At 63.6% G+C, this 11,291-nt stretch carries 11 protein-coding genes; 7 read left to right on the top strand and 4 right to left on the bottom strand.

What is annotated here, in order from left to right; translation table 11 throughout:
* Nucleotides 1-451 (bottom strand): formate--tetrahydrofolate ligase (locus QZ332_RS11720; protein WP_295765603.1); only part of this gene is annotated, 451 nt, incomplete at its 3' end.
* A gap of 397 nt (nucleotides 452-848) precedes the next feature.
* Here QZ332_RS11720 and QZ332_RS11715 point away from each other — a divergent pair.
* On the top strand, nucleotides 849-1,361 hold the full coding sequence (locus QZ332_RS11715; protein ID WP_295765601.1) for a hypothetical protein: 513 nt from the start codon (nucleotides 849-851) through the stop codon (nucleotides 1,359-1,361).
* A gap of 252 nt (nucleotides 1,362-1,613) precedes the next feature.
* On the opposite strand, the gene QZ332_RS11710 is transcribed toward QZ332_RS11715, so the two are convergent.
* The 3 genes from QZ332_RS11710 to QZ332_RS11700 are packed head-to-tail and all read right to left on the bottom strand — an operon-like array spanning nucleotide 1,614 to nucleotide 6,637.
* A complete protein-coding gene (locus QZ332_RS11710) occupies nucleotides 1,614-4,169 on the bottom strand; it encodes a response regulator (RefSeq protein ID WP_295765600.1) in 2,556 nt (851 codons plus the stop codon).
* A complete protein-coding gene (locus QZ332_RS11705; RefSeq protein WP_295765597.1) occupies nucleotides 4,166-4,528 on the bottom strand; it encodes an Hpt domain-containing protein in 363 nt (120 codons plus the stop codon). Before QZ332_RS11705 ends, QZ332_RS11710 begins: the two co-directional genes overlap by 4 nt.
* Before the next feature lie 15 nt (nucleotides 4,529-4,543).
* The gene (locus QZ332_RS11700) at nucleotides 4,544-6,637 is read right to left on the bottom strand and encodes a diguanylate cyclase (protein WP_295765595.1); all 2,094 of its coding nucleotides are present in this window, start codon (nucleotides 6,635-6,637) and stop codon (nucleotides 4,544-4,546) included.
* 126 nt (nucleotides 6,638-6,763) lie between these two features.
* On the opposite strand from QZ332_RS11700, the gene QZ332_RS11695 reads away from it, so the two are divergent.
* From QZ332_RS11695 to fliG, 6 genes are all read left to right on the top strand, one after another.
* Complete coding sequence (locus QZ332_RS11695) at nucleotides 6,764-7,057, top strand: hypothetical protein (protein ID WP_295765593.1); 294 nt, start codon at nucleotides 6,764-6,766, stop codon at nucleotides 7,055-7,057.
* Nucleotides 7,058-7,319: 262 nt separating this feature from the next.
* Nucleotides 7,320-7,706 carry a flagellar basal body rod protein FlgB gene (gene flgB, locus QZ332_RS11690; protein ID WP_295765591.1) on the top strand — a complete coding sequence of 129 codons (387 nt, stop codon included), beginning with the start codon at nucleotides 7,320-7,322 and terminating at the stop codon, nucleotides 7,704-7,706.
* Between the two features lie 144 nt (nucleotides 7,707-7,850).
* Nucleotides 7,851-8,309 (top strand): flagellar basal body rod protein FlgC, encoded by a 459-nt coding sequence (gene flgC / locus QZ332_RS11685; RefSeq protein WP_295765589.1) that lies wholly within the window; start codon nucleotides 7,851-7,853, stop codon nucleotides 8,307-8,309.
* Nucleotides 8,310-8,380: 71 nt separating this feature from the next.
* Nucleotides 8,381-8,692 (top strand): flagellar hook-basal body complex protein FliE, encoded by a 312-nt coding sequence (locus QZ332_RS11680; protein ID WP_295765588.1) that lies wholly within the window; start codon nucleotides 8,381-8,383, stop codon nucleotides 8,690-8,692.
* Nucleotides 8,693-8,813: 121 nt separating this feature from the next.
* Nucleotides 8,814-10,451, top strand: a complete 1,638-nt coding sequence (locus QZ332_RS11675) for a flagellar M-ring protein FliF C-terminal domain-containing protein (protein WP_295765605.1) — start codon at nucleotides 8,814-8,816, stop codon at nucleotides 10,449-10,451.
* Nucleotides 10,444-11,291 (top strand): flagellar motor switch protein FliG (gene fliG, locus QZ332_RS11670; protein WP_295765586.1); only part of this gene is annotated, 848 nt, incomplete at its 3' end. The genes QZ332_RS11675 and fliG, both read left to right, overlap by 8 nt.

Raw genomic sequence — 11,291 nt, 5'->3', positions numbered from 1 at the left:
GCTGGATGTGGTTGTCCAGCATCGCCGCCAGCAGGTTGTTGGCCGCGCCGATGGCATGGAAGTCCCCGGTGAAGTGGAGGTTGATGTCCTCCATGGGCACGACCTGGGCGTAGCCGCCGCCGGCCGCGCCGCCCTTCACGCCGAAGACGGGGCCCAGGGAGGGCTCCCGCAGGGCCACCAGGGCATCCTTCCCCAGGCGGCGGAGGGCGTCGGCCAGGCCCACCGTCGTGGTGGTCTTGCCCTCTCCGGCGGGGGTGGGGTTGATGGCGGTGACGAGGATCAGCTTCCCGTCGCCGCGGCGGCTCTCCCGCAGGAGGCGGGGGTCCACCTTGGCCTTGCAGCTGCCGTAGAGCTCCAGGTACTGGGGGTCGACGCCGGCGGCGGCGGCGATCTCCGTGATGGGACGCATCGCGCAGGACTGGGCGATCTCGATGTCGGACGGAACACGCATGGCAGGGCCCTCCTTCGTTTCGTATAAAGGTATTACTTATTTTCGGCAAGTTTGATGATACCATACGGGCGAAGGAAAAGGAAGTGGGAGATCGAACAAGGAAGGGGCCTTGCCTTCCTCCGGATCTTATGTTATTGTAAAGACAAAGGCCGCGAGGGGCGGCGGCGGGAGACCGCGTCCTCCGGGAGGGGGCGGCGGGGATGCCGCCGCATCCCAGGGCGTTGGTCCGCCGTGACGGCCGCCGCTGGGAGCGGGGACCGCCCGGCCGCGGCGGCCCCGGTTTTCGGGCGGGCCGGGGACGAAGAGGACCGGCCGCTCGTGCGCGGCGTCCAGCAAAGATGCCCCGAAGGGGCCGGGCGGCAAGGCCGGCGAGGGCCTTGCAGAGGGAGGATGGATCATGGAGATCAGCGTCAGCGGACAGCAGCGGCGTACCGCGCAGATCGGGAAGGCCGTGCCTCGGATGGGGAAGGGGCCCGCCGGGACAGGGAGCGCCCTGAGACGGACCGGGAGCGATCGGGCCGACTGGTCCCGGGATGCCCTGGCCTTTTTGCGGGAGCTGGACCGTCAGGACATGGAAAGACGGCGGAGGGAGCTGGAGGCGAAGCAGGAGGGCAGCAGCGATCTGGATGTGCTGTCGAAGTCCCTGAAGGTGATGGAGAAGTGCCAGAAGATCGCCGCCCGCATCATGAGGGGGGACAAGGTGCCGCCTCAGGACGAGATGTTCCTGATGGAGGCCGACCCGGACGGCTATAAGCTGGCCCTGGTCTGCCGGGAGCCGAAGGAGAAGCCCAAGGAATGGGAGTCCGTCCTGGACGAGGAGGGAGAAGAGGGCGGCTCCGCCGGATCGGAGGGTCCCGCCGTGTCCGGCGGGGAGTCGGCGGAGGCCGCGGGGTCGAGCGCAGAGGCTTGAAACGGACAGCAAAAGGCGGCGGGGATATCCCGCCGCCTTTTTGTGGCCGGAAAACGAGGAAGACTGAAATGACGGGAAGGGAGAGTGTGTGCGGGAGACCCAGGAAGGGTCTCCTGCACCATCCTGATCATGAAGTTTTCAGGACTTTCAAAAAAGTCCTGAAAACTTGCTCAGCCAGTCGAAAAGACATTTTCGACAGGCTGAGGCGGCGGGGATATCCCCGCCGCCTTTTCCGCGCCTCTCAGGCCGCGCTCAGTGCGACCCGTTGATGAACTTGTCCAACAGGCGGGAGACCTCCCGGATGTCGATGGGTTTGGCCACATGGGCGTTCATGCCGCAGTCCAGGCACTTCTTGATGTCCTCGGAGAAGGCGTCGGCGGTCATGGCGATGATGGGGATGTCCCGGTCGGGCCGGTCCAGCTTCCGGATGGCCTGCGTAGCCTCGTAGCCCGTCATCACCGGCATCCGCAGATCCATCAGGATGGCGTCGTAGAAGCCGGCGGGGGAGTTCTCGAACTTGTCCACGCAGATGCGGCCGTTCTCCGCCCACTCCAGCTCCATCCCCAGGTCGGAGAGGAGCTCGTTGGCGATCTCCCAGTTCAGGTCGTTGTCCTCCGCCAGGAGGATGTGTATGCCGGAGAAGTCTCCCAGCTTCTCCTCATACGGCTCCTGAGGAGCGTCCGGGGAGTCGACGAAGGGCTTGAGCCCATAGAAGAGGGTGGAGCGGAAGAGGGGCTTGGAGATGAAGCCGGTGATGCCCGCGGACTTGGCCTCCGTCTCGATCTCGCTCCAGTCGTAGGCGGAGATCAGGAGGATGGGCGTGTCGCTGCCGAAGCGCTTGCGGATCTCCTTGGCGGCGGTGATGCCGTCGATGTCCGGCAGCTTCCAGTCCAGGAGGATGATGTGATAAGCGTCCTGGATCTTGACCCGGTGGTCGATCATCTCCATGGCCTTCTCCGCGTTCAGGGCCCAGTCGGCGTTGACGCCGATGGACTTCAGGGAGGTCGCGGTGCTCTCGCAGAGCTGGCGGTCGTCGTCCACCACCAGGATGTTCCACTCCGGGAGGATCATCTCCTCTTCCGGGGTCTCGGCCCGCTGGAGGTCCAGGACGACCCGGAACTCGCTGCCCTTGCCCAGCTCGCTGTCCACCTCGATGGTGCCGCCCATGGCGTCCACGATGTACTTGGTGATGGCCATGCCCAGGCCGGAACCCTCGGTCCGGCGGACGCGGGCGCTGTCCTCCCGGACGAAGGACTCGAAGATCTTCGCCCGGAACTCCGGGGTCATGCCGATCCCGTTGTCCTTCACGTGGAGGTGGATGCGGATATAGTCGTCCCCCTTGGGGGAGGCTTCCTCGTAAAGGGAGACCTGGATCAGGCCGTTCTCCGGGGTGAATTTCAGCGCGTTGCCCAGGAGGTTCAGCAGGACCTGGTTCAGCCGCACGCTGTCACAGCAGACGTTCTCCGTGGAGATGTCATGGATGAAGACGTCGAACTGCTGGTGCTTGGAGCGGACCTGGGGCTGGACGATGCTGACGATGCTGTCCATGACCTCCCGGAGGGAGACCTGGTCCATGTTCAGCGTCATCTTGCCGCTCTCGATCTTGCTCATGTCCAGCACGTCGTTGATCAGGCCCAGCAGGTGCCGGCTGGAGAGGGTGATCTTCTTCAGGCAGTTCTGGACCTGCTGGGTATCCAGGATATTGGCGGTGGCGATGGCGGTCATGCCCACGATGGCGTTCATGGGGGTCCGGATATCGTGGGACATGTTGGAGAGGAACTCGCTCTTGGCCTTGTTGGCGTGGACGGCCTCCTTCCGGGCCTTCTCCAGCTCGGCCATCTGTTCCTGGAGCAGCTTGGAATACTGCCAGAACACCATCAGCAAGATCGCCAGCACGATGGTGCAGCCCAGGAAGGCCATGAACAGCCAGGTGCGGCTGAGGTCGCTGACGGACTCGTCCAGCTGCCCGTAAGGCAGCACCGTGATCAGGAACCACTCGGAATAGGGGAGCTTGTTGCACTGCAGGTGCCGGCGTTCCCGGCCGAAGGTGAGCAGGGTGGTATAGTCCTGCCCGCTGTCCATGGCGGCCTCCAGCTCGCGGATGTACTGCTCCCCGTCCTCCCCCTGCTCCTGGAACAGGGCCTGGATGCGGTCGAAGTAATTCTCCCGGAAAGCGTCGCCGCTGCGGATGACGAAGGTGCCGTCCCGGCGGATGATGTGGGAGTAGACCAAGGTGTTCTCACTGTAAAGGGAGAGGGTGTCGGAGATGTAGCTGGCGGGGAGGCTGGCCACCAGGGCGGTGGCGGTCTCCCCGTTGGACATGCGGTACTCGGCGGAGACGCCCAGGACGATGTCCTTCTCCCCGCGGTCGGTGGCGGCCACGGCCACCTTCATCTCCCCGTTGTTCATGGAGTCCAGGAAGGGCTCCTGGTCCGCCAGGATGGGCTCGTCACCGTAGATCATGTCGAATTCCCCGGTGGGAGAGTAGTAAGCCAGGGACTCGAAGCCCCGCATGTTGGCGTTGACGGCCAGGCTCTCCCGCAGCTCGTCCGGGGAGTGGTACCGCGGATCGAAGCTCTCCACCAGGGCCGCTACCTGAGAGAGGCGGAGCTGGATGGTGGTCTCGAAGTGCTGGGTGATCTTCTCGCCCATGCCGGACATATAGACGCTGCCCACATCGCTGATGGTCTGGGAGCTCTTCCGGGACATGAAGAAGGCCAGGAAGGAGAAGATGCATATGGTCAGCAGGAGGACCAGCGCCAGACTGACGGTGAGGAAGCGGGAGGCGCTGTTGAAATGTCTCTTCATCCCGCGCTCTCCTTCTGGAAGGCTTGGATAGCGGCCACGGTCTGGCTGTGATCTGCCCGCACCTCCTCCGCCAAAGCGTCGGACTCCGGCGTATAGCCGTGGCGCAGGGATTCACAGAGGCGGCTGCTGGACGCCTGGAGCTTGTCGAGGCTCAGGTTCTGACAGACGCCCTTGATGGTGTGGGCGGCCCGGAAGGCGTTTTCGTAATCCTTCTCCTCCAAAGACCGGCAGAGCAGGTCATAGCTGCCGTCGGCCAGGAACTTCAGCACGAATTTCTGTACCAGCCGTTCGCTGCGCAGGCGGCTCATGACGTCCTCGTAATTGCCGCCCATGGCGGCGTAGCACTCTTGCAGGGTCATATGACGGAACCTCCTTTATCTTTCGGCGTCCCCTTGGGCGGGCCCTCCGTCCTCGATGGGGGAGATGGCGGAGAGGGTCTCGCGCATGGTCTCGTCGTAAAAACGGTATTTGCCCCGGCCTCCCCGCTTCACGGTGTAGAGGGCCGCGTCCGCCGCGTGGAACAGGGCGTCGTAGCCGCCGGGGACGGTGGCCGTGAGGGCGATGCCCATGCTGACGGAGATGGGGAACTGCTCGTACTGGCCGCAGAGGGACTGGAATATGCGGGAGATGACCGCCTCCGGCTCGTCCTTATATTCCAGGAAGATGAGGAACTCATCGCCCCCGGCCCGGGCGGCGATGTCCCCGCCCCGGATGCACTGGCGGAGCTTTTCCGCCAGGTGGACCAGCACCTGGTCGCCGAAGGAGTGGCCGTAGGTGTCGTTGGCGTCTTTGAAATGGTCCAGGTCGATGATGGCCAGGGCATAGGACGCGGCGGGACGGCCCTCGATCCGGTCCAGGATGCGCTTCTTGGCGTAAGCGTGGTTCAAAAGGCCGGTGAGCGCGTCGTGGGAGGCCATGCGCTCCAGCGCGGCCAGCTTCATCCGGGAATCGTGGATGTCGGTGGCCTTGCCGATGGCGCCGGTATAGCGGGGCGGCTCGTCGGGGGACCAGATGGCCCGGGCGACGATCCGGGACCAGCGCCACGTACCTTTGTGGTCGAGCTTGCAGTCGTAGGTGACCAGGGGCTGGTCGGGACTGGTGCTCCGCAGGGCGTCGGTCAGGTTCTGGAAATCCGCGGGCTCCAGGAGGTCCAGCACTGCCTGCTGATGGAGGGGATCCATGATGATCTCGTCCAGGCCCAGGTGCTCCGCGCCCCAGGCGGACAGGGTGACCATGGGGGGCGAGACGGTGTACTCGAACTGGATCTCCCGGCTCATGTCGGCGAAGAAGCTGTACTTCATCCGCTCGTGCTCCAAAAGCTGGAGGGTCCGCTCCGAGGCGGTGAGCTCTTCGTGGCGGTGGATCTCCTGGGCCACCTTCCGCATCTCCCGCTGGTTGCGCTGGCGGGCGGTGTTGCTGTTGGCCATCAGGGCGGGAAGATCGGGGGCCAGGTCCCGCAGGCAGTCCAGCAGGAGGGGGTTGAACGCGCCGCACTGGCCGTCCAGGATCATGTGGACGGCGGTCTCGTGGGAGAAGGAGTCCTTATAACAGCGCTTGGAGGTCAGGGCGTCGTAAACGTCGGCCAGCGCCACGATCTGGGCGGAGATGGGGATCGCGTCCCCCTTCAGCCCGTCGGGGTAGCCCCGGCCGTCCCAGCGCTCGTGATGCCAGCGGCAGATATCGTAGGCCACCTTCACCAGGGGGTCGTCCTGGTGGATGGGGAGGTTCTCCAGCATGACCGCGCCCGCCATGGAGTGGGTCTTCATGATGGCGAACTCCTCGTCGGTGAAGCGGCCGGGCTTGTTGAGGATCTTCTCGTCGATGGAGATCTTGCCGATGTCGTGCAGGGCCGAGGCCGTGCAGATGGTGGAGATGTCCGAGGGGAGGAGGCAATATCGGTCCGTCTTTTGGAGCAGGTGGTTCAGCATCAGCTCCGTCAGCGTGCGGACGTTGAGGACGTGGAGGCCGCTCTCGCCGTTGCGGAACTCCACGATGTGGCTGAGGATATCGATCAGCAGGCTGCTGCGCTGCTCGTTCTCGTAGATCTGCTCCGCTACCATCTCCACCAGGCGCTTCTGCTTGGCATAGAGCATGATGGTGTTGACCACGCGGCGGTGGACGATCAGCGCGTCGAAGGGCCGGGAGATGAAATCGGTGACGCCCAGCTCATAGGCCCGCTCGATGTGGCTGGAGCCGGTCTCGGCGGAGATCATGATGACGGGGATATCCTCGATCCAGTGGTTCTGGGTCATGATCTCCAGGACGCCGAAGCCGTCCATCTCCGGCATGACGATGTCCAGGAGGACCAGGGAGATCTCCGTCCCCTGCTGCTGGAGCAGGCCCACGCCCTGCAGCCCGTTCTCCGCCTCCACGATCTCGTATTCGTCGTTCAGCATATCGGCCAAGATGGCGCGGTTGAGCTCCGAGTCGTCCACGATCAAGATCTTCTGTTTTTGTTCTGCGCTCAAAGGATCACTTCCTTGTCCTGGGCTCTTCACCGGCGGGGGGACCGGACTTATCCGGCCGCCGGGCCGGCCCCGGAGCCGGGGCCGTGAGACATCCATATGATGACGCTTTGATTTTACCACAAGGAAATGGAAATAGCAAGAAGGAAGAGCGGAGAAGACGGCCTCCGCCCCGTTGTTTTTCCCACAGGCATGGGAAAGCCGGGATCCGACCTTTTTTATAAAAAAATACAAAATATCCTTCAAAAAATTGTAATAGACACCAAGTCAGACGGAGGGAGGACGAACTGGGGCGGTGAAATTTGGATAAAACAGAAAAAAGAGAGAAAAACATTGCCGATTTCTCAAAAATGGAAGATGTGCCCACCAAAAAAATGCTTGATTTTTCTGGGAGAATGGTTCATAATGGGGGTTACCCATTAGACAAAACAAACAGCGGTGTTGCAAAACGCACATATTGAGGACCGTCGAGAAGCGTCCTCCGAGGGGCCGGAGCGGGATCTGTGCCGTCCAAGTGGTATAGGGACCGCTATGCCCGAATAGGATGGAAGGCCGTTCATGACCGCGAGGGGGAGACACTCCCCGGCACTTGTGTGTTCTCCCGGATGGAGACGCTCCCCTCGATAAGTTTTTCACAAAGAGCATGGCGCTCCGCCTGCGGGGCGCGGGATCGGAAGGTGAGTACATGGATATCTTGTCGAGCAACTCGTTCCTGATGCTGGAGGGATCACTGAGCTACCTGTGGACCAAGCAGGCGGCCATCGCGGACAACATCTCGAATGCGGAGACCCCCGGCTATCGCGAGAAGGTCGTCACGTTCGAGGACAGCTTGACCAGCAAGCTGAAGATGGCGTCCCAGGGGACCGCCCCGGTGAAGGCCATGCGCCAGGTGCTGGAGAGCACGCCCTTCAGCGTGACGGAGCAGACGGTCCAGACCCGCATGGACGACAACGGCGTCAACGTCACCGCCCAGATGTCGGAGGCCATCCGGAACGCGTATCAGATGCGCTACGTGATGAGCTCCATGAACTCGGAGCTGGGCGTGCTGAACCTGGCGATCCGGGGACAGTGAGCCGGGAGGCACTTTTATTAAGGTAGGATGCCGGAGCTGAGCGGGCAGGGCCCAAGGCGCAGCGGACGGCCCCGGGACCAGGGCCCCTCAGGCCCGCGGAGGACCGCCGGGACACGCCCGGCGGGGATGGAGGATCTTTGAGATATGGCGTTTTTGAGTTCTTTCAATATCGTGGCCTCGGGCCTGACGGCCCAGCAGCTGCGGCTGGACATCGTGGGGGAGAACGTGACCAACTCCACCACCACCCGCGTGGAGGGCGGCGAGGGCTCTTACCGCAGGAAGATGGTGGTCTTCGAGGCCAAGACCGGACGGGACGGCTTCCGCCAGGCTATGGCGCGGGCCTCCACCGGCATGGTGCCCAACGGCCAGGCCGCCGGCGGCGTGCGGGTGACCCAGATCGTGGAGGACCCCTCCCCCATGAAGCTGGTCTACGATCCCAGCCACCCCGATGCGAACGAGGACGGCTATGTGGAGATGCCCAACGTGGACATGGTGAAGGAGATCGCCGACGCCATGGCCGCGACCCAGGCCTACTCCTCCAACGTCACGATGTTCAACACGATGAAGACCGTCGTCACCGACGCGCTTCAGATCGGCAAGTGACCTTCAGGCGGCCGCAGGGACCGCCCGAGACTTTTTGAGAGCATGAGACATGAGAGGAGATGGTCTTCGCCATGCTGACGCCCTTGGATAAGCTGACACCATTGTCGCCGCTCAGCCCCGAGAAAGACAAAAGAGCGCAGGACGCTCCCTCCGTCATGGGGGAGAGCGTCTTTGGTGCCATTTTCCGCTCCGCCATCGACGATGTGAGGGAGACGGACGCGGAATTCAAAGGATCTCAATACTTGCTGACCACTGGCCAGCTGGATAACCCCGCCGCGACGATGATCGCCGCCTATAAGAACCAGACCGCGGTGAACCTCCTGGTCCAGCTGCGGAACAAGGCGCAGGACGCCTATTCCGAATTGACCAGGATGAACCTGTGACCGATCTGGCAGACGGGGCCCCCCCTGTGCTGCCCGGCCCTTTGGACCCGGCAGCACGAATCATGTCTACAGGACGCCGCGGGGAGCGGCTGAGAGAAGGAGGTGACAGCGGTTGAAGGATGTGAAGGAGAAGGCCGGCGCCCTCTTTCAAAAAGTGAAAGAGGGCGTGAAGAAGGTCTCGAAAAAGGTTTGGATCGTCATCGCCGCTGTTCTGGTGGTCCTCATCGTGGCCATCGCCATCATGCTGACGCTGAACAAGAAGGACTACGGCGTGCTGGTCACGCAGGTGAGCGACACGGAGGCGGCCAATATCCTGACGTTCCTGAGCGAACGGGGCGTCACGGATTACCGGGTGGAGGATCAGAACACGATCCTCGTGCCGGAGGGACAGGTGGCGGCGCTGAAGGGCGCCGTCCTGATGGCGAACCTGAACAACACGGGGCATTATTATTACCTGAACAACATCAACAGCTTCTCCACCAACGAAGAACGCAGCGCCATCGAGCGCATGGACTTCCAGGAGGACATGGCCGCGACGATCCGGACCTTCGACAACGTGGTGGACGCCGAGGTGTACATCACGCCGGGGGAGAACCGGGCCTACATACTCGACAGCGGCAACGTGGTGAAGGCCACCGCCTCCGTCAGCGTCACCATGGCCCAGGGGACCCTGCTCTCCGACGGGCAGGCCGAGGCCATCCAGCAGCTGGTGGCCCACGCGGTGCAGGGGCTGGAGATCGAGTCCGTCAGCATCACGGACAAGGCGGGCAACATCTATCTCACCGGCGACGCCCTCAGCGGCGATTCCTCGGCGCTGAAGCTCCAGCTCCAGCAGTCCTTCGAGAACCGGATGCGCACGCAGATCATGAACGTGCTGACGCCCCTGTTCGGCGAGGACAACGTCCGGGTGGGCGTCACCTGCGAGGTGGAGATCGACCGGACCACCGCCCAGGGGAAGGACATCTACCTGCCCGAGGACGCTGAGGACGGGCGGGGCATCCGGGATTCCGAAGCGTGGACCTGGTACATCACCCGGCCCGGCGAGGAGCTGCCCGGCGGCGTGGTCGGCACCGAGGTCAACAGCGACCTGCCGGAGCAGGTGGAGGCCGGGAGCACACCGGAGGACGACGACCGGACCCTGGGCGGGAGCAAGCAGATCGACTATATGAACCCCTACCGAGAGTACCAGACGGACAACAACGGCGCGGTGCGCATGACCGACTGCTCCGTGGCCGTGACCATCAACTCCCGGACGGCGGGCGATTTCAACGCAGGACAGATCCAGCAGCATGTGGCCCGCGCCGCCAACATCGAGGGCGAGCGGGACCCCATCACCAACGAGGAGTACCTGGACGACAAGATCTCGGTGCTGGCCATGGACTTCTACGATCCCAGCACGCCTCTGCCCGGACCGGGCGGCGAGGGCGGCGTGACCGTGCAGACGTGGGTGCTCATCGCCGCGGGCGTGGGGCTGCTGCTGTTCATCATCCTGCTGACCACGATCCTCCTGCTGCGCAGGAAGAAGCGGAAGAAGCGCGAGGAAGAGGAGGAGCGCCAGCGCCAGGAGGCCGAGGCCCTGCTGCGCGTGGCGGGACTGGGCCAGGACGGCGTGCCCGCGGGCGGCGCCGACGTGATGGATCTGGAGATGGAACGGAGCATGGAACTGCGCAAGGACATCCGCCAGTTCGCTCAGGACAATCCGGAGATCGCGGCTCAGATGATCAAGGGCTGGCTGAGAGGGGGCGACGAGAATGGCTGAAGCTGCGGCTGCGGCCGCCACTCAGACGGCGGCGACGGCGGCGAAGAGCACGACACCGGCAAAGCCCGCGAGGCCCAAGGTGGAGCTCAGCAACCCACAGAAGGCGGCGGCGGTCATCATCGCCCTGGGGGCCGAGAAGGCGTCCATGCTCTATAAGTTCATGGAGGACGAGGAGATCGAGCAGCTGACCCTGGAGGTCGCCCGCCTGGGCGTGCTCTCCACGGAGCAGACCGAGGACGTCCTGAACGAGTTCTACCAGCTGTGCATGACCAACAAGGCCGTCACGGAAGGCGGACTGGAGTACGCCAGGGCCGTCCTGGAGAAGGCCTTCGGCGAGCAGGCGGCGGTGGAGCTGCTGGGCAAGGTGACCAAGAGCCTGAAGAACCGGGAGTTCGCCTTCATGGACAAGGCGGACACCAAGTCCCTCTACTCTGCCCTGCGGGGCGAGCGGCCCCAGACCATCGCTCTGGTCCTCAGCTATGTGGATGCGGACAAGGCGGCGGGCGTGGTGGCCCAGCTGGAGGAGAAGAAGCAGATCCAGGTGGTGGAGAGCATCGCCAAGCTGGACAGCGTGTCCCCCGCCGCGATCAAGATCGTGGAGGCGGAGATGCACAACCGCTTCTCCAACATCATGACCGATACCAACATCAAGGTCGGCGGCATCGACTACGTGGCCGACGTGATGAACAACCTGGACCGGACCAGCGAGAAAAACATCTTCGACGGCCTGTCCGACCAGGACCTGGCGGACGAGATCCGCAAGCGGATGTTCGTCTTCGAGGACATCATCACCATGGACGACCGCTCCGTGCAGCGCTTCGTCCGGGACTGCGACCCCAG

Source organism: uncultured Oscillibacter sp., from assembly GCF_910584465.1.
In the GTDB taxonomy this organism is placed as follows: Bacteria; Bacillota; Clostridia; order Oscillospirales; family Oscillospiraceae; genus Oscillibacter.
This window is presented reverse-complemented; position numbering and strand designations above follow the sequence as displayed.